Below are 18,437 nucleotides of genomic sequence, written 5' to 3' on the forward strand. Positions count from 1 at the left end.
AGAAAGCAGCATGAACGCAGCCCAAAGGCAGCCGGCGGAAGCAAAGTTCGAACCCCTGCTCCAGTTCGAGATGGAGATGGGCACGTTCCTGTCCGATTGGCACCATTGCGATCAGCTGTCCAACTTCATGGCGCGGATGATAAGCCACAACCGGACGGACCCCGTACGACACTCGAATTTTTTCTCCTCCGCGCTCAACGAGCTGCTGGAGGTTTCGTTTCGAGGCGGCTCACCGGAGGGCCGCATCGGCTGCTTGGTCTTTCGCCAGGGTCCCAAGGAGCGCGTGAAGCTCTCCTTCCCATGCTCGCCCACCCAGCGACGGTTCTTCCGCGAGGCGGTCGCGAGAACCCACAAGGGCGACGCATACGCGCGCTATCTGGACGCTATTTCAACCGATCTCGCACCAAGCCGGGAGATTGTTCTCCTGGACCTGGCGATCAATTTCGACGCCGAGATTAGTCTGGAAGAGGATGACCCGCCGTCGATATCGATCATTGTGGATCTCCCGCTTGAAGGAATTGTAAGTTGAGTACGGCAGTTCTTGCGGCGCCCTTCCAGGCAGTGTTCGACGCCAATAGTCAAGAGTTCTCCCTTGTCGGCGTCATTCGGCCGCGCTCCGTCGACGAGATCGCTCACAGCATTACGGAGTTCCGCAGAGCAATCGACGAGGCGCGCGGCGTCCTCTACATCAATGTAAAGCGCCTCGCGCAGATGAACAATACGGCCTTCCACGCCTTTTCCCGGGTTGTTCTGGATGCCTGCCGCACGCGCTCGGATATCCGCTTCGTCGTCGTCACGTCGAGCGTCGTCGGCTGGACCGAACGCATGTTCCGCCATCTCGGCAAGATCGAACCGCAGATCACCGTCGAGGTCTATGATTCGAAATTCTATCCCGGTCAAAGTTTCGTCGAGGATACGAGCTTCATTCCCATCCTCCGCGCGCAGACGAAAATGACCTGGCGCCACGAGCGCACCATCCTGCCGCGCCACGGCATGCGGCCCGGCATCGCCATGGCCGACATCTGCTGCGGCATCGGCGATTTCGCCGTGCTCGCGCAGAAGGAGTTTCAGCCGGCGCGGATCGTCGCCCTCGACCACTCGAAGCCGAGCCTCGCCTATGCCCGCGAGGTGGCGGCGGAGTTCGGCGTGACGGGTATCGAATATACCTACGGCGACGCGTCGGAGATGCTACTCGAGGACAACCAGTTCGACTTCGTGACCTGCCGGCATTCGCTGCAGATCTTCAATCAGCCGGAGCTGCTTCTCAAGGAGCTCTATCGGATCGTGAAGCCGGGCGGCCGCGTCTACATCACCAACGAGAAGAACTCGCACTGCCTCGGCGAGCCACGGGCGCAAAGCATCCAATGGACCTACAATGAGCTCGCGAGGCTTTTGAGCCATTTCGAGATGGATGTGGAACTAGGGCCAAAGGGCCGCCGCTATCTCGCCGACGCCGGATTCGACGACATCCTGGTCGAATCCTTCATGATCACCAATCTGGACGGTGACCCACAGGATTTCGCCGACGTCATCGCCGGCTGGGAGAAGATGTTTGCGGCAATGGCGGCGAGACACGGCGAAGCACCCGAATTCATCGACCGTTTTCGCCAGGGCTTCCGGGATCACATCTTCGCGGCACTGCATCCGAAGGGCTATGCAGGCTGGCCGATCTGGGCAGCGTCCGGGCGCAAACCACTATGAGCGAAAGCAATGTCCAACGTCCCCGGTTCGGTTTGAGATCCTTTCGCGCCAAGTTCGTGCTGGTCGTCGGCAGCGCCGTGCTCTTCGACCTCCTGGTAACAGGCGGCCTGGCGCTCTGGAACGTTCAAAGATTGTCGCGCGACGCGACGACGGAGGTCGGGCAGGGCCTGCAAAAGGCAAACGAAGATTACATGCTCACCTACGCGGAATCGACGGCCGCGCGGGTTGATCTTCTGATCGGCCAGGTTCACGCCGACGTCGCCACGCTCGCCGGCGTGCTCCAGGCGCAGATCGACCGCCCCGTGCGCAGGTCCGAGATCGGAGAGGCACTGGCGCGGCACGCACCGGAATCCGTTACCGTGGCTTACGATCCCAAAGGTGGGTGGGCGCAGAACCTTCCGGGACCGCTCTCGAGCGTCAGCGTTTGGAGCTATCTCCTTGGCCCCGATCACCGGCCGCTACCCGAGGTGCAGACCGACATCGAGAACAGCGCCGTTCTCGATCTGGTTGCTCCCGCCCTGCTTGCGCACGGCCGCTCCAAACTGCAGATGTACTACGTCGGACCAAAGGAGCGGCCGATCTTGCGGATGGCACCCTATGCCGATCAGGCTCGGACGTTCGACCGTCTCTACCCCGGTCACAACGAGGCCAACTTCTGGAACTTCTTCTTCCCCGGCCTCTACGAGTCCTGGGAGGGATGGGCAAAGGATCCGAGCCTCAGGCCCGTTTCAGCCGATACCACGCAAACGGCACCTTATACGGATGCCGCCACGGGGAAACTGATCGTCAGTTTCTTCCAACCGCTCTGGACGCGCGACCGCAAGGGTGTCGCCGGAGCGGCCGGGACCGATATCACGCTCGATCAGCTGGCCGAGGTTGTCGAAAGCGTCAAAGTCGGCGGCAGCGGGTTCGGTTTCCTCGCCATGTCCGACGGCAACGTGCTTGCCATCAACGGCGTAGGAGAAAAGGTCATCGGCCTGCAACGGTCGAGCGAGACCGGCAGCCAGGGTGTCACCGGCCTTAATCGTTCGCTGCGCCAAAGCGTGCAGCCGGCGATCGCGCAACTGCCGCTCGGCGCTGACGGCGCGATACAGCGCGTGCTGCTCGACGAGGACGGCGAGAAGGTGCCCTATCTCATTCTCCTGAAGCAGCTCGAGCCGGAGAATTTCTGGGTATCCGGCCCCGTTCGCCGCGAAACCATGTCGCTCGGCATCGTCGTGCCCGAGCGCGAAATCTACGCCTCGCTGTTTGCGGCGCAGGCCGGAATTTCCGAGGCGGCGAACCGGATCCTGATCTATCAGGCCCTCGCTTTGCTCGCTTCGTTGCTCTTCGTTATCACCGCCGTGTTCGGCATATCCAAGCGCGTTACCCGCGGCATCAGCGCCCTTGCCGGCGCGGCAACGAGGATCGAGGCCAAGGACTATTCGGTCCGGGTTCCGATCTCCACGCGCGACGAAGTCGGCGAAGCCGGCATCGCCTTCAACCGCATGGCGGAAGAAATCAGCTACCACACCGAGAACCTCGAAAACCTTGTGACCGAGCGCACGAAACAGCTCGAGGACGCGAACCACCAGATTTCGGCGCTGAACACCCAGTTGCGCAGCGAGAACCTACGCCTCGGCGCGGAACTCGCGGTCGCCCGGCAGATCCAGATGATGGTGCTGCCCAAGGCCGGCGAACTCGAGGAAATTTCCGACGTGGAGATTGCCGCCTACATGCGGCCCGCCGACGAAGTCGGTGGCGACTATTATGACGTCCTGAGGGACGGCGAGCGGCTGAAGATCGGCATCGGCGACGTCACCGGCCACGGCCTGGAAAGCGGCGTGCTGATGCTGATGGTCCAATCGGTTGCACGCGCGTTGCAGGAGGCCGGCGACATGCATCCGTCGCAATTCCTCAACCGGGTCAATCGCGCTATCTACAAGAATATCGTCCGGACCAACACCGACAAGCATCTCTCGCTTGCCTTCCTGGACTACGACGGCGCGCGCCTGACGCTCTCTGGCCAGCACGAAGAGCTGATCGTGGTCAGAAATCTTGGAAACGTGGAGCGGATAGACACACTCGACCTTGGGCTGCCGATCGGGTTGGAGCCGGACATATCGCCCTTCGTGGCGACACGCGACATCAATTTTGGCCACGGCGACATGATCATTCTGCACACCGACGGCGTAACCGAGGCAGAGAACAGGAACGGCGAGCTCTTTGGTATCGAAAGGCTTTGCGAGAGTGCGCGTCGTCACTACGGCCAAAGCGCCGAGGATGTCAAAACCGGAATCATCGACGATCTGATGGCACATATAGGCACCCAGAAAATCCATGACGATATCACGCTGGTGGTGATGAGGCACAGGTAATCAGATGACGACCTTATACGGACTGGAGGACCTCGCGATCGGCACGGGCGAAGATGTGACGAGACTTCGTCTCTTCGATGGCCCCCTGGATCTCAGTTGGAAACACTGCGCAATCACGTCGGATTTCGTCGCCGAGTTCGTCGCGTCGCGATATAGAACCTCCCGCAGCCTTTACAAGGAAGTACGGCATAATGTCGGCTACCTGACCAACGAACTCATTGAAAACGCGGTTAAGTTCCGCACGTCCGGCGAAATCGTCGTCGAAGCGTCGATTGCGACCAATGCTTTTCGGGCAAAGGTCTCCAATTTCATCAACGGGGATACGGCCGACCGCTTCCAGCACCTGCTTTCGGAAATCACCGCGGGCGATCCGGGCGAGCTTCTCATAGAGCGGATAGAAGCGAATGCCACAGGCTCCGGCGCAGGCTCCGGGCTTGGACTTCTGACCCTCATGAGCGATTATGGTGCTCACTTCGCGTGGGTTTTTGGCACCCGCGTGCAGAACAGCGAGATCCCGCTGGAAACCTATGCCTCAATTTCAGTCCCCGATCTCTCGAACTGATGGGCAGCGAAGACATGGAAATCAAGGAAGACGAGTATCGCGTTTGGTTGGAAGGCAAGGACATCTATTTCTATGGGAGCATGCGCCTGCCTAGCACCGAGGCCTACGCGCCGATCTTTTCCTTGGTGATGAGCGTGCTAGAGTCCGATCCGGATCGCATGACCGTTGATCTGACGGGACTGCAGTTTCTCAATTCATCCGGAATCAACCTTCTGGCAAAACTCACGATCGAAGCGCGCAAGCGGCCGAATATCCAATTCACCGTCCGCGGAAGCTCGGAGTATCCCTGGCAATCGAAGTCTCTGCCAAACCTCAAGAAACTGCATCCCGGCGTCGATCTCAGGCTGACCTGAAGGCTGGGTCCGAAGGAAATGCTGCCGGGCTCGCGCTCCACGTTCTTCCCCGCGTTGCTGCGGCGTCCACTGCGCGCCGCACCACGTGGCTTGATCCTCAACTTGAAGGCTTCGCATCGTCGGAATCGCGCGGCCTGCTTAAGCACGGAGGTTAACGCGGGCCCCGGCGCACGTAGTGACACACTCCGTCACCGAATGCGTTCGCTGCCGGGGTTGCTTACGTCAAGGTTCCTGAGCCATGGCAGCGGCCGCTTGAATTCGACCCCGATCTCGCACGCGTTCTGCCAGGCTATCCATCCGGACGCGCAAACGTGTTCCGGAATGAAGAGCAGTTGAACCTCTGGTCCGGTTGATATCGGCGTACTGAATCGCAGTCGAGCACCTTTGGAATTGATATCTACGATAAGACATTCGATTCCAAGCCCTCCCGCACCCTCTTGCAGAAGGCGCGCGCGCTTTAGAGACTTCCGTCTCGTGAGGCGGCGGAGTTCGGCATTAGGCATAATAACTTCCTTTGATGAAACCTGCTGCGGTGCTTTTACTCGATCAGCGCTATTTGCTGGTTTGCCAGGAGCTTCCTGGTGCCCGCGCTATCGCAGGCCGACTGCATCGTTGAATTCCCGCTGAACGTAATCTTATCGGCGATGACTTGCGTACAGCCGTTCGTCGTTGCGGAATTCCCCTTGTAATCGAGCGAAGACGCCGGCGTATAGACCGCCCCGGTCAGGACCGAGTTCGACGTCCCGTTGATGGCATGGCTCACTGCCGTCTGGCTGCGGCTGCCGAAGAAGAGAATTCCGGAATAGGGTCCGGATGTCGGGGCCTTCAAATCGAGGGTGACGTTCCCTTTGAGATCCAATCGAGCGTCGTTTGCGAAATAGAAGGTCACACCGCTGTAACCGTTCACTGGAGCGCCTACCTGCAGCCGGGCTGCCGAGGTGGCCGTCGGGTTACCGCCGTTCGCGGTAAACGTGCCGCCAGTTACGATATACAGGCCCGGTTCGAACTCGACTGTTCCTTTCACGTCCAGCCCGTTGGGAAAGCACCTGACCCTGACCCCGCTGGGATGCATCTGTGTCGTTTTCACAACCGTCAGCTGGCCCGGATTGCCGATATTCCTGTTGCCGGAGTCGCAGGCGAAGCCGGGCCACGGGTACGGCTCGGGTACGCTCGCATACGGGTCGATGCTTGCAGGCGCGTTCTCGTGAACCGTGTCGCATTTGTTCAACCTCAGGCCCAGCGTCGCCACCGCTCCACCGACTGCGTGGACGCAGTCCGCACTCATCGATGCGGATCCGGCCATGAGAAACGAATCTGAAGCGCTCGAATTCGATGCCACATCGCAACCGCTTAGGTCCACCGAAGCCGAGCCGGAGACCGTTACGGCGCCCGATTTTGTCTTCGAGAGGGCAAGCACGCAGGCCGTCGACCCCCCCTCCACCTGTGCAACCGCGCGCGCACGCATCGTGACGGGTTGACCGGAAAAGATGGACGAAAACAGCCGCGAACGCGTCTCCGTCAGGACGACTTCAAGCCTGTCCTGAGTCCCGGCACTTGCGGTCGGTGACGAAGATGGGCTTATCGCCAGCGTGCCGGCCGCCGGCGAGTAGCCGCTTTTGGAGGCGATCAGTGTTGCCGTGGCCTCGAGCGCAGGCCTTTGATCCCCTGCGCGCAGACGCCCCGCGGCCGCATGCGCAGCAACGTCTGCGGCATGCTGCAGCTTACGCTGTTTCAGATACCAGAAGCCGGTCTCCGCGCCGAGGCCCATGGCTCCGACGAGAACGGGAAACGTGACCGCCGCGATAACGGCGACCGTGCCACCTTCATCCGTCAGGAATCGAAGCGCACCCGCCCGCTGCCGCGTCGATCGTCGCGCAGAGATCACGTCGTTTCTTTCGCTCATTCGCATGCCCAGTTGTCTAAGGTTTCGGGGCCGGACGATACAACCCACTGCGATGCTTAGCGATTCGGCCGGTTGGTCTAGTCCGGCCCGTAAGCACTTCCCTGGCCTGCTTAGGCCATCAGGTCGAATGGTCATTGCGCGGCTCAGGGGGCACATTTCACGGGACTAAACGGCTCCAGATTCCCGCAAAGGCACCTAAGATGATTTCGACATTCGCAGCTTCGCTCGCATTCTTCCTCTTCGCCGGAATGATGACCTATGCCGGCGTCAGGGACGTGACGACCATGACCATATCGAACCGCCTCGTGCTTGCGCTGGCCGTCTCCTTTGCGCTTCTCGCGCCCGCCGCAGGGCTGGGGGTAGCCACGATCTCGTCGAGCATTCTCCTTGCCTCCGGCGTCCTGGTCTCGACCTTCGTGCTCTTTTCCTTCGGCTGGATCGGCGGCGGCGACGCAAAGCTCTTGCCTGTGGCCGTCCTCTGGCTCGGGCCAGGCCTCGCGCTCGACTTCCTCCTTTACACGGCCCTGATCGGGGCGGCGCTGACGCTTGGCCTCCTTCAATTCCGGCGCATGCCCCTGCCGGTGGTCCTGAAGAAGACGCCCTGGTCCGCGCGCCTGCACGCCCCCGACACGGGTGTCCCCTACGGGGCGGCGATGGCGCCTGCGGCGCTCCTGCTGCTGCCGCAAAGCCATTGGTTCTCGGCCCTTCTCTGAACGGCGGCAGCCCGACCCCTTACCGATCGATAGAGGTCTAACCAATGATCCGTTTTGCTATTCTCCTGCTCGCGCTGGCAGCTGGCGGCGCTGCCTCCTGGTTGGCGCTCGGCGCCGCAGACCAGCCGGCAGTCGCGGCCGCACAAGTGCAAGAAGCCCCTTCGCAGGAAGTGCTCGTCGCGTCTGCGGAGCTCAAGCGCGGGACGGTTCTGGAAGACGGTCATGTGCGGTGGCAGGCATGGGAGGGGGAGATCCCTCCTGTGTTCATCAGCCGCAGCTCGCGCCCGGATGCCATCGCATCTCTGGCGGGGTCGCTGGCCCTGGGCGACTTCGTTGCCGGAGAGCCTATCCGTCAAGACAAGGTCGCCCAGCGTGGCGCCGGCTTCCTTTCCAGCATGCTGCCTTCAGGGAAACGGGCGATAGCTGTCCGCGTGACTGCGGAAAGCACGGCCGGCGGGTTCATCCTGCCCAACGACCATGTCGACGTCGTCCATACCGTCGCTCGCTCGGGCTCGGGAAATGAGGGCGATGTCGTCAGCCGCGCCATCCTCTCCAACATACGCGTACTCGCGGTCGACCAGACGGTTTCGGAAGGGGCAGACGGGACCTCGGTCATCGGCAAGACCGCGACGCTCGAAGCGGATCCCCAGCAAATCGCAACGATCGCGGCGGCGGAAGCTTCCGGCACGGTCTCGCTCGCGCTCCGGCCGTTGGTCGACAATCACGAACCATCGGTCGTTGAGACCGAAGGACATCGTCGCGGCGTGGTCCGCGTCATCAGTGGCGGCCGGACCTCAATGATTGAAGTTCCCTCCCGCTCCGGCGGAAGCTGATTTTTTCAAGGAAGTTTCGAACCAATGAAACAGCTCGACAACACGACCTGCGAAACCTCCCCGGCGGCGTCGGCACTGCCGCCGATCCCGAAGGTCGACATCGCCGTCTTCTGCCGATCCGAGGAGGTGACGCAGGCAGTCCGTGTGGCGGCATCCGACCGTCGCATGGCGCGCGCCACTGTGACGATAAAGACCGGAGGAATAAGCGAAGCCACAGCGCACTACGGTGGCGTCATCTCGCCGAACCTCGTGGTCGTGGAAAACGATGACATCGAAGTCCGGCTGATGGCGGCGCTGGAGGGCCTAGCCATGGAGTGCGTCACGGGTACCAAGGTCATCGTAATAGGCCGTTCCAACGACGTCGGGCTCTATAAGAAGCTCATGGATGCCGGCGTGAGCGACTATCTCATCGCGCCGCTCGATCCCATGGATTTCGTCGCGGCAGTGCATCGCTGCTTTCGTAGCCCGGTCGAGGAGAAGCTCGGGCGTATTGTCGCCTTTGTCGGCGCCAAAGGCGGAACCGGATCCTCGACGCTCGCGCACAACGTTGCCTATGCAATGTCCAAGCGCGTGGATGCAGATGTGCTCTTGGCCGATCTCGACCTCCAATCCGGTACCCTGGACCTGAACTTCGATATCGAGGCGAGCCAGGGCATGGTCGATGTTCTGCAGAGCCCCGACCGCTTGGACGAGGTGCTGTTGCGCCGTCTCGCGGTGCACCATACGGATCGCCTGCATCTCCTGCCGGCGCCCGCGAACCTCGACAAGTTCGTCAGCCTCGGCGAGGACGAGGTCGACCACCTTCTCGGCGTCGCTCGCTCGAGTTCCTGGCATCTTGTCGTCGACCTCCCGCATATCTGGACCGGTTGGACGCGCAAGATCCTGCTCGAAGCGGATGAAATCGTCATTACGGCGACCCCGGATCTCGCCAGCATGCGCAATGCGAAGAACCTGATCGACTTCTTGAGGAGGGCGCGGCCGAACGATCCGCTGCCGAGGCTGGTGCTTAACAAGACCGAGACGCCGAAGCTTGCCGAGATCAAGCCGAAGGACTTCGTCGCTGCGGTCCGGCTCGAGGAGAGCGTGTCCGTTCCCTTCGATCCGAAGCTATTCGGTGCCGCGGCTAACAATGGCCGGTTGGTGATCGATCAGGCACCCGGGTCTGCGGCGGGCGGGGCAATCGCCGCCCTGGCGTGGCGCGTGAGCGGAACAAGGGAGAGACGAGCCGATCGGAGCGGGTTGAAGGCGCTGCTGCAATCGGTCCTCAAGCGCGGCAAATCGAATGGGCCATCGGCACTGCGCAAGAAAGCAGGCGAACTCAACGCGTCGCAGGCAGGCGCCTCGGCGACCGAATTTGCCCTCATAGCGCCGGTGCTCGCCCTCGCTCTTGTCGCAATGGCCGATGTCGGGTTTGCGCTTTACGAACGGATGACGATCGACCATGCGCTGCGCGCCGGCGCGCAAGCTGCCATGGCAGACCCCGGGCCGACGCAAGTCCAGAAGGTGATGCAGTCCACGTTGGCCAAAAGCGCGCTGCTGGCCAATGCCACCGTGTCAGCGGTGAAGCGCTACTGCGCCTGCCCAGAAGATACAGACGTCGATCCGGACACGGCGCCGCAATGCGGAACGAGCCTTTGCGCCAATGCAGCGGCGCCGTTCATCTACTACCGCTTGGCAGCGACGAAGAGCTATCAGCCTATGTCGCTGCCCGAGGTGCTCCCCACGTTTGAACTCAACTCCACCATGCAGGTGCAGGTCCGATGACGTCGCCTCGACCGGGCCTGCGGTCCCTGTGGCGCAGCGAAGCCGGCGCGACGGCGGTGGAATTCGCACTCGTGTGCCTGCCGCTGCTGCTGCTCCTTCTCGGCGTGATGGAATTTGGCCGCGTCTTTTACGTACGCAACGATCTCTCGCACGCCGCCGACATTGCTGCGCGCAAGGTGCTCATCCGGCAGATTGCCCGCGATGCCCCTGACAGCGAAGCGCAAACCAAGCTGGAGAGCGCGGTGCGAGAGAGTTTCCACAGCGGCGATTCCTCGCGGCTTCAAGTCGTCACCGGGAAGGAAACGGTGGACGGCATCGATTTTCGCGTTTTGTCGATCCAGTACCCCTTCACCTTCGTGCTGCCTGGATTGGGGGAAAGCTCTTTCAACCTTCAGCTTTCGCGGCGCATTCCGATCCAGTGATCATTCAAGGACTGCCAGCGCCTGTGGGATTGGCGTCTTCACCGGACTGCGGCGCAGTGCTCTGAGATTGCGGAGCGCTCTGTTCGCCGGATTGAACCGGATCGCAGCGACTAGTACAGCTATATGTTGTCCTACCCGTGCCCTCGTCGACGGTGACCAAGCGGCCGCCTGCGGCCACTACGTCAACGATGACATTGGCGACCTCGGCGCCATCCGCGCCCATGACGATGAGGTTTGTCGAACCGGGCGCCTTGCCGGTCAGAATGACAGTTTTGTCATCGCTGAGAGTCGCCTGCGCGACGCCCGGATTGCCAATGACGAGCGTGCTCGCGGGCCGGGTCAGCAGGAGCGTTCTGGCGAAATCCACGATCACCTTGACGACACCCTCGGTCTGGCGGGTCGGCTGCAGTGTGGTGGCCGCTGGGGGGACATTTTCCGCAGCCTGCGCCGCGCCAAGGGCGGCGCAGGTCGCGACCGCTAGAACAAGCCATCCGGCGCCGATGCGCATTGGAATCACTCCCATCGGTTGCTCCCGATATCTCAACGGATGGATGTGTCATCCGTTCCAACAAGACTGGCAAAGCATGGAACTAGTGCAATGCCGACGATCGGACTAGGCCAACCGGCCGAGGCGTTCGCGGGCGGCCATCGGCCATCAGGCTGAATGGATCGAGAGGGTTAATAAAGTCTATATGAGGGCCACACAGCAAGCGGGAAACGAGGCAGAACCTGGCCCGGCCCTGTGATGCCGAACTTGGCGTCGGCGCAACCTCAAACCACTGAAGGACCCCGAACCATGAAGAATCTTCTTGTCCGCTTTGCCCGCAACGAATCCGGCGCGACCGCGATCGAATATGGCCTGATTGCCGGTCTCATCTCCGTCGTCATTATCGGTGTGGTCACGACTATCGGCACTGACCTGGCTGCGAAGTTCACTTCCATCGCCAACGCGCTCTGAGCGTTTCCAGCAACTGGACGCCGGTCGGCAAGCGAAGCGGAGGGCATCGCCTTCCGCTTTCGCGTTTAACGATCTCAAACATCTCAATCTCGACAAACAAGAGCGATAACGATGTTCGGCAAGAAATCCATCTTGGAGGAGCGAGTTCCTGAAACTCCGGCGCAGGCAGCGGCAGAAAGCGAACCGCAAGCCGCGCCGGCAATAGTCCCGGCTCCACGGGCGGTCGAAAATCCGGCCGCCGTGAAGTCAGAAAAAGCTGAACAATATTATGCTCTGAAGAAGGAAATCTTCAGCGCGCTCATCGCCACGATCGACGTGGCGGTGCTCTCGACCATGGATGGCGAGCAAGCGCGCAAGGAAATTGGCGCGATCATCAACGACATCGTCGCGGCGAAGAAGGCCGGCATTTCCATGGCCGAGCAGAACGACCTTCTCAACGACATCTGCAACGACATTCTGGGCTACGGCCCTCTTGAGCCTTTGCTCGCACGCGACGACATCGCCGACATCATGGTGAATGGCGCGAACCAGGTCTTCATCGAAGTGGCCGGTCGGGTGCAGCAAACGGGTATTCGCTTCCGCGACAACGAGCAGCTCCTGAACATCTGCCAGCGCATCGTCAGCCAGGTCGGCCGACGCGTCGATGAGTCGAGCCCGATCTGCGACGCACGTCTGGCGGACGGTTCGCGCGTCAACGTCATCGCACCGCCGCTTGCCATCGATGGCCCCAGCCTGACGATCCGCAAATTCAAGAAGGAAAAACTGACGCTCGACCAGCTGGTGCGTTTCGGCTCGATCTCGCGCGAAGGCGCCGAGATCCTCAAGATCATCGGCCGCGTGCGCTGCAATATCCTCATCTCCGGCGGCACGGGCTCGGGAAAGACGACGCTGCTCAATTGCCTTACCGGCTATATCGACGACGGCGAACGCATCATCACCTGCGAAGACGCAGCAGAGCTGCAATTGCAGCAGCCGCACGTCGTACGCCTCGAAACCCGCCCGCCCAATATCGAAGGTCAAGGTGAAATCACGATGCGCGCGCTCGTCAAGAACTGCCTGCGCATGCGTCCGGAGCGGATCATCGTCGGCGAGGTGCGCGGGCCGGAGGCCTTCGATTTGCTTCAGGCGATGAACACCGGCCATGACGGTTCGATGGGAACACTGCACGCCAACTCGCCGCGCGAGGCGCTCTCCCGCATCGAGGCGATGATCACCATGGGCGGGCATTCGCTGCCCGGCAAGGCAATTCGGGAGATGCTTGTTTCGTCCGTCGACGTGATCGTCCAGGCGGCGCGCCTTCGTGATGGCTCCCGCCGCATCACCCACATCACCGAAGTGCTCGGCATGGAAGGCGACGTGATCACAACCCAGGACCTCTTCGTCTACGAAATGGTTGGTGAGGACGAAAAGGGCAACATCATCGGACGGCATCGCTCGACCGGGATCGGCCGCCCGGCATTTTGGGACCGCGCCCGCTATTTCGGTGAGGAGGCCCGTCTTGCCGCCGCCCTCGACGCAGCGGAATTGAAAGCGGCTGCATAGCCAAGATCAACACAGGTGCACGGCAAATGCTGTCTTCGCTACTGCTTCCCGCGATTGTCTTTCTGTTGGCGTCCAGCAGCGTTGCCGGCGTGATGGTCGTCGCCTTCTACCCCCGCGTGGTCAAGGCAAGCGCCTATCGCCACAGGTTCGAACGCATTGCTGCCGTGCCAGAACGTCAGCGGGGCAAGCGCCCGGAAGAGGATGTCCGCGACCGTCGGCGTTCGGTGGAAAAGACGTTGCGCGAGATCGAAGCCAAGCACGAGGCGAACGCCCGCAAGGGCCGCAAACCAGCCTTGGCGGGCAGGATACGCCAAGCCGGCCTGCAATGGTCGACGAAAACTTATTCTCTCATCAGCGCCGCTGCGGCTCTGGTCACCTGGGGCGTGATGCTCTTCCTGGGCTTTGGCATGCTGGTCGCTGGTGGGTTCGCGATAGCCGGTGGGTTGCTGCTGCCGCACGTCTATGTGAATGCGAAGCGCAAGTCGCGCTTTGCGCGTTTCGCTTCCGAGTTTCCGAATGCCGTCGATGTTATCGTGCGAGGGCTCAAAGCGGGCTTGCCCATGCCCGATTGCCTGAGGGTGATCGCAGCGGAAGCACAGGAGCCGGTCAAAGGCGAGTTCGTCACCATTGCACAGGACCAGACGCTCGGCATTCCGGTCGATGAAGCGGTGCAGCGCATGTGCGAACGGATACCGCTGCCCGAAGCCAATTTCTTTGCCATCGTCATCGCCATTCAAACGCGGACCGGCGGAAGCCTCGCCGAAGCGCTCGGAAACCTCTCCAAGGTGCTGCGGGAGCGGAAGAAGATGAAAGCCAAGATCAAGGCTATGAGCGCTGAGGCAAAGTCTTCCGCCGGCATCATCGGTGCGCTGCCGTTTTTCGTCGCCGGCGCCGTGTACCTGACGAGTCCGGATTACATGGCGCTGTTGTTCACGACGCTGACGGGCAAGCTCGTCCTTGCGGGTTGCGGGCTTTGGATGAGCGCGGGCATTTTCGTCATGCGCAAAATGATCAACTTCGACTTCTGAGAAACAAGATGAGCCTCGGCCTCTATATTCCCGATCCGGAACAGCTATCTGCGTTGATGGCAGGGCTCTCCGCCTTTTGCGCGGTCGTCGTCGTTTCCTGGCCCTATGTCTTTCGGGACACGTTGGCAGATCGTATGAAAAAGGTGGAGAGCGAACGCGAACGTATCCGCCAGAAAGAGCGTTCCCGGCTTGGCACCGAGAAGAGTGCAGCGTCGCTGCGCGTCGAGCCGAAACGGCTGTTCCAGGCGATCGTCGATCGCTTCAATCTTGCCAAGCAGGCGGAGGACGGGGAAATCGTCCGCAAACTGAACATGGCCGGCTATCGCGGCCACGCGGCGATCACGGCCTTTCTGGCGGTAAGGCTGATTGCGCCGATCGTGATCTTCGCAGCCGCACTGTTCTATATCCTGCTGATCATTCGCCCGGAGGCGCCGCTGCCTCTGGTCCTGGGCATGGCCGCCGGTGTCGGTTCGCTCGGCTATTACGCGCCGGCGATCTTCATCAAGAACAGGATCACCAAGCGGCAGCAGGCGATCCGCCGATCATGGCCGGAGGCGCTGGACCTCCTGTTGATCACCGTCGAATCCGGTATGGGCATCGAAAGCGCCTTCCGGAAAGTGGGCGAGGAGATCGGTGCGCAGTCACCGGAGATCGCGGAGGAAATCCTCCTCACCACGGCGGAGCTTTCCTACCTGCAGGACCGCCGGCAGGCCTTCGAGAACCTGGGGCACAGAACGGGCGCTGAGGGCGTGCGCGCGGTCGTGACCAGCCTTATCCAGGCGGAAAAATACGGCACGCCCCTCGGTCAGGCGCTCCGCGTGATGGCCCAGGAGAACCGAGACATGCGCATGAGCGAGGCGGAAAAAAAAGCGGCTGCCCTTCCGCCGAAGCTCACGGTGCCGATGATCGTCTTCTTCCTGCCTGTGCTCTTCGCCGTGATTATCACGCCGGCGGCGATCCAGATCATGAATATGTAGGACGCGGATGAATGACGTGGTCGGGCGACCATAACAGCCGTTCCTGAGTTCGCCCGACGTATTGAGGTATTCGCCCGGGCAGAGTTGGGGGGCGAGAGCGGCGCTGCACGAGGTTCGGCGTGCAGCGCCGCAACTGACTCCGGCATTCTCAATCCACTTTAGCTAGCGAGAGCGGTAATCTTCCGCGCGATCTCTTCAACCGGCAGGACGAAATCGACGAGGCCGGCGCTGATCGCCGATTTCGGCATTCCGAAGACGATCGAGCTCTTCTCATCCTGAGCGATCACCTTTCCGCCCGCCACATGCAGCGCCCGAAGACCCTCGGTACCGTCATCGCCCATCCCCGTCAGAATGACCGCGAGGGACTCAGCCCTGAAGGAGCGGGCGATCGAGCCGAAGAGATAGGACCCCGAGGGCTTGAAACCCTGGATGGGAGCCTCGTCCACGACGCGCAGGCGCGATTTGCCCGAGACGCCGAGCTGATGGCCATCCGGAGCGAGATAAACCGTCCCGGGTCTCAGTCGTTCGCCGTTCGCTCCAACCTTCACCTTAAGCGCAACCATTGAATCGAGGGATGCGGCAACACCGTCGATGAAGCCATTTGACATATGCTGCACGATGAGAATGGGCGCGGGAAAATCGGCGGGCAAGTCCTTCAATATCGAACGGATCGCTGCCGGCCCGCCGGTGGAGGCGGCGATGGCCACAATGCCGATCGGCGAGCTGGCGACCGGTCGCGCAGCGCCTTCGGCCGGCAGATCTCCGCTTGTCTTCTTGCGCCACTGGCGAACGACCTTGACCTGTGCCATGGCCTTGATCGTGGAGAGGAATTTGTCGATTGCAGCTTGTTCGAGGGACGCGTCGGATGCGGTCGGCGCCGGGATGACCGCGAGCGCGCCCGCGTCGAGTGCGCGCGCGGACAAGGCGCCCAATTGCGAACCGTCTTGATATGACACCATCACGACTGGCGTCGGCGCGGTGATCATGATCTCCCTGACGGTTTCGGCAGTGTCGTTGTCGCGGAGCTCCACTGCGACGATGTCCGGCAAAAGTTTGCCGGTTATCCTTACCGCGTCCTTGCCGCTTCTTGCGACACCCACGAGCTCCACTGCAGGGTCGCTCCCAGCCGCCTTGTTGACGAGTTGTTCAAGGCCGGGCGTCGACGTCGCAAGTAGAATACGTGTCATCCCTCGTCCTCACACAACCCGGCGCATCGTTTCCAGGAAATGCTGCGCATCGAACTGGTCCTTCCTGAGATAGGCATTTGCGCCGGCACGCAGCCCTTGTATCTTGTCTTCAAGCGTTTCCCGGCCGGTCACGAGGACAACGGGCGTGTCGGGGAAACGCTCCGATCGACGAATGGCCTTGGTGAGTTCGAAGCCGTTCATGGCCGGCATATCGACGTCCGCGACAACCATGTCGGCGCCGCGGTCACGAAGCACGTCCAATGCTTGCTTGCCATTGCTCGCCATCGCGACATCGTAGCCTGCGCCCTCCAGGATGAGTTTCACCAACGTCCGCACGTATTTTGAATCGTCGACGACGAGCACCTTGCGACGCGCTGCCGGAACCGGTTGGAGGACGCGCGCGCGGCCTGGTGATCGTGTCTTGGCGGCGGTCTCGGCGATCACTGCGATGTTCAGGAGGAGCGCGATACGCCCGTCAGGCAGCACCATGCCGGCGCTATAGCGACGAACCTTCGCAAGCCGCGGGCCGAGCGGGCGTGCGAGAAGCTCCCGCTCGCCGATAACGGCATCGACGAGTACCGCTACGGGCCCGCCCGGAGCGTCGACCACGACTGCCGGCAAGGCCTGCCAGGCAGCGCTGCGCCCCGGTCGCATCCCGAGCCAATCGGCAAGATCCACAAAGGGCATCGGACCGGAAGGGGCGCTGACGACGCACCTCTCCTCAGACATTGCGAAGTCTTGCGCGTGAATGCGTATCACCCGCCAGACCGAGGCAGTATCAATCGCAAACACATGCTCCCCAGCGATGACTTCCAGTGCGCGAACCGTCGCCAGCGTCAGGGGCAGCGTGAGGGTGAAGGCGGCACCTCCTGTCGGCACCTGCGACACCTCCGCTGTGCCACGCAGCCTTTCAACATTGCGCTTGACGATATCGAGGCCTATCCCGCGTCCCGATAAGCTGGTGACCGTCGCGGACGTCGAGACGCCAGGCTCGAAGACATGCCGCAGGAGCGCCGCTTCGTCATTCACTTCTGGCAGATGTTCGCCCGCTGCCTTGCTGAGGAAGGCTACATCCAGACCGCAGCCGTCATCCTCGACACGCACCTGCATCCGGTCTCCAAAGATGGCGGCCGCGATCAGGACTTTGCCCTTTTCCGGTTTTCCCGCTGCCCGGCGCTCCTCCGGCGGCAGGATGCCATGCGCGACCGCATTGCGCACGAGATGGCGCAGCGCGTCCTGCAGCCCCGAAAGGATGGAGCGGTCGATCTCGATCTCTCCGCCCTTGATTTCCAGTTCTGCCAACTTCCCCGATGCCGCCGCCATGTCCCGCACGATGCGGTCGAGTCCCTTGCAGGCCTCCGCAAAAGGCTGCGTGCGCGCGTGTCGCACTTCGTGGTCAAGTGCCGTCGCGGCACTGTGCATCACCCTCACGTCCTGGCGCAGCGATGTGGCAAGCTGACGCAGTCCGTTCTCAATGCTAGCCGCCTGAGCAGCGAACTCGGGGCCGACCCCACGCAGTTTCCGCGCCTGCTCCCTCAGCAAGGACGCCTCCTCGGCGTGGCGCCGTATAGTCCCGTTGAAGGACAGTAATTCGCCGCTTCTGTAGAGAAGGGTATCCAGTCGATCGGCGGTGACGCGCATTGAGCCGTCGGTATCGCTAGAGCGAACCGGCACCTTCAAACCCCCGTAAGGTGGACCGGACTTCGGCTTGTCGCCGCGGTGATCCGTTCTTCTCGCTACAGCGGCCTTCAGCGCATCGATTACGCTCTCACCATGCGTCGGCGGAGGGGTTTCGCCGGCCTCCAGGAACTGAGCCGCATCCCTGATTGCGTCTGCGGCCGACAGAAGCAGATCCAGTTTGGTTTTTTCGAGCACGATCTGCTCATTCAACGTGATGGAGAGTATCTCTTCCATCCAGTGACAAATCGCTTCTACTCCCCGCACCCGGAGCAGCCCGGCCGCTCCCTTGAGGCTATGCGCCGTCCGTAGAAGCTGCTCCTGCAGGCGGAGCTTCTCATCGGCCTCGCCGGTGTCCTCAATGGCGAGCAAAGCCTGCTCCATGTCGGATGCACGTTCCCCCACCTCCTGGATGAACATGTGCAGCAGTTCCCGGTGGAATTCTTCGGGTTTCGTCATG

General features: G+C 61.7%; 18 protein-coding genes. 13 read left to right on the forward strand and 5 right to left on the reverse strand.

The features are described 5' to 3' along the window. Nucleotides 1-10 precede the first annotated feature (10 nt). From GHK62_RS04540 to GHK62_RS04560, 5 genes are read left to right on the forward strand one after another with little or no spacing between them, the layout of a single operon-like run. On the forward strand, nucleotides 11-529 hold the full coding sequence (locus GHK62_RS04540) for a ubiquinone biosynthesis methyltransferase UbiE (protein ID WP_153437133.1): 519 nt from the start codon (nucleotides 11-13) through the stop codon (nucleotides 527-529). Beyond that, entirely contained in the window at nucleotides 526-1,701 is a 1,176-nt protein-coding gene (locus GHK62_RS04545) for a class I SAM-dependent methyltransferase (RefSeq protein WP_153437134.1), read from the forward strand. Before GHK62_RS04540 ends, GHK62_RS04545 begins: the two co-directional genes overlap by 4 nt. After that, entirely contained in the window at nucleotides 1,698-4,058 is a 2,361-nt protein-coding gene (locus GHK62_RS04550; protein WP_153437135.1) for a SpoIIE family protein phosphatase, read from the forward strand. The genes GHK62_RS04545 and GHK62_RS04550 overlap by 4 nt, the downstream gene beginning before the upstream one ends. 4 nt (nucleotides 4,059-4,062) lie before the next feature. Then, nucleotides 4,063-4,620: a slr1658 superfamily regulator gene (locus GHK62_RS04555; RefSeq protein ID WP_153437136.1), complete on the forward strand. Its 558-nt coding sequence runs from the start codon at nucleotides 4,063-4,065 to the stop codon at nucleotides 4,618-4,620. Nucleotides 4,621-4,634: 14 nt separating this feature from the next. Continuing rightward, on the forward strand, nucleotides 4,635-4,973 hold the full coding sequence (locus tag GHK62_RS04560) for a slr1659 superfamily regulator (protein ID WP_153437137.1): 339 nt from the start codon (nucleotides 4,635-4,637) through the stop codon (nucleotides 4,971-4,973). Between the two features lie 188 nt (nucleotides 4,974-5,161). Here the strand turns inward: GHK62_RS04560 and GHK62_RS35165 are convergent, their stop codons facing one another. Continuing rightward, nucleotides 5,162-5,476, reverse strand: coding sequence for a PilZ domain-containing protein (locus GHK62_RS35165; RefSeq protein WP_380786314.1), 315 nt, complete (start codon nucleotides 5,474-5,476; stop codon nucleotides 5,162-5,164). A 35-nt stretch (nucleotides 5,477-5,511) separates the two neighbouring features. Then, nucleotides 5,512-6,876 (reverse strand): pilus assembly protein TadG-related protein, encoded by a 1,365-nt coding sequence (locus tag GHK62_RS04565; RefSeq protein WP_153437138.1) that lies wholly within the window; start codon nucleotides 6,874-6,876, stop codon nucleotides 5,512-5,514. Between the two features lie 200 nt (nucleotides 6,877-7,076). Between GHK62_RS04565 and GHK62_RS04570 the strand changes: the two genes are divergently transcribed. The 4 genes from GHK62_RS04570 to GHK62_RS04585 are packed head-to-tail and all read left to right on the forward strand — an operon-like array spanning nucleotide 7,077 to nucleotide 10,608. Next, entirely contained in the window at nucleotides 7,077-7,589 is a 513-nt protein-coding gene (locus GHK62_RS04570; RefSeq protein WP_153437139.1) for an A24 family peptidase, read from the forward strand. Nucleotides 7,590-7,633: 44 nt separating this feature from the next. Next, nucleotides 7,634-8,422 carry a Flp pilus assembly protein CpaB gene (cpaB, locus tag GHK62_RS04575; protein WP_153437140.1) on the forward strand — a complete coding sequence of 263 codons (789 nt, stop codon included), beginning with the start codon at nucleotides 7,634-7,636 and terminating at the stop codon, nucleotides 8,420-8,422. Between the two features lie 24 nt (nucleotides 8,423-8,446). Beyond that, entirely contained in the window at nucleotides 8,447-10,186 is a 1,740-nt protein-coding gene (locus GHK62_RS04580; RefSeq protein ID WP_153437141.1) for a TadE/TadG family type IV pilus assembly protein, read from the forward strand. After that, nucleotides 10,183-10,608 (forward strand): TadE/TadG family type IV pilus assembly protein, encoded by a 426-nt coding sequence (locus tag GHK62_RS04585; protein WP_153437142.1) that lies wholly within the window; start codon nucleotides 10,183-10,185, stop codon nucleotides 10,606-10,608. Before GHK62_RS04580 ends, GHK62_RS04585 begins: the two co-directional genes overlap by 4 nt. Nucleotides 10,609-10,612: 4 nt before the next feature. Here the strand turns inward: GHK62_RS04585 and GHK62_RS04590 are convergent, their stop codons facing one another. Next, nucleotides 10,613-11,131, reverse strand: a complete 519-nt coding sequence (locus GHK62_RS04590) for a pilus assembly protein N-terminal domain-containing protein (RefSeq protein WP_153437143.1) — start codon at nucleotides 11,129-11,131, stop codon at nucleotides 10,613-10,615. A 273-nt stretch (nucleotides 11,132-11,404) separates the two neighbouring features. Between GHK62_RS04590 and GHK62_RS04595 the strand changes: the two genes are divergently transcribed. The 4 genes from GHK62_RS04595 to GHK62_RS04610 all read left to right on the forward strand — a co-directional run bounded on the left by GHK62_RS04595 (nucleotide 11,405) and on the right by GHK62_RS04610 (nucleotide 15,113). Continuing rightward, the gene (locus GHK62_RS04595; protein ID WP_153437144.1) at nucleotides 11,405-11,566 is read left to right on the forward strand and encodes a Flp family type IVb pilin; all 162 of its coding nucleotides are present in this window, start codon (nucleotides 11,405-11,407) and stop codon (nucleotides 11,564-11,566) included. Between the two features lie 111 nt (nucleotides 11,567-11,677). Further along, nucleotides 11,678-13,108: a TadA family conjugal transfer-associated ATPase gene (locus GHK62_RS04600; protein ID WP_153437145.1), complete on the forward strand. Its 1,431-nt coding sequence runs from the start codon at nucleotides 11,678-11,680 to the stop codon at nucleotides 13,106-13,108. A 26-nt stretch (nucleotides 13,109-13,134) separates the two neighbouring features. After that, a complete protein-coding gene (locus GHK62_RS04605) occupies nucleotides 13,135-14,136 on the forward strand; it encodes a type II secretion system F family protein (protein WP_153437146.1) in 1,002 nt (333 codons plus the stop codon). Between the two features lie 8 nt (nucleotides 14,137-14,144). Beyond that, nucleotides 14,145-15,113, forward strand: coding sequence for a type II secretion system F family protein (locus GHK62_RS04610; protein WP_153437147.1), 969 nt, complete (start codon nucleotides 14,145-14,147; stop codon nucleotides 15,111-15,113). 158 nt (nucleotides 15,114-15,271) lie between these two features. Here the strand turns inward: GHK62_RS04610 and GHK62_RS04615 are convergent, their stop codons facing one another. Continuing rightward, nucleotides 15,272-16,300, reverse strand: coding sequence for a chemotaxis protein CheB (locus tag GHK62_RS04615; protein WP_153437148.1), 1,029 nt, complete (start codon nucleotides 16,298-16,300; stop codon nucleotides 15,272-15,274). A gap of 9 nt (nucleotides 16,301-16,309) precedes the next feature. Next, on the reverse strand, nucleotides 16,310-18,436 hold the full coding sequence (locus tag GHK62_RS04620) for a hybrid sensor histidine kinase/response regulator (protein ID WP_234886767.1): 2,127 nt from the start codon (nucleotides 18,434-18,436) through the stop codon (nucleotides 16,310-16,312). Nucleotide 18,437 lies beyond the last annotated feature (1 nt).

The sequence above is a fragment of the Sinorhizobium terangae genome (assembly GCF_009601505.1).
Taxonomy (GTDB): Bacteria; Pseudomonadota; Alphaproteobacteria; order Rhizobiales; family Rhizobiaceae; genus Sinorhizobium; species Sinorhizobium terangae.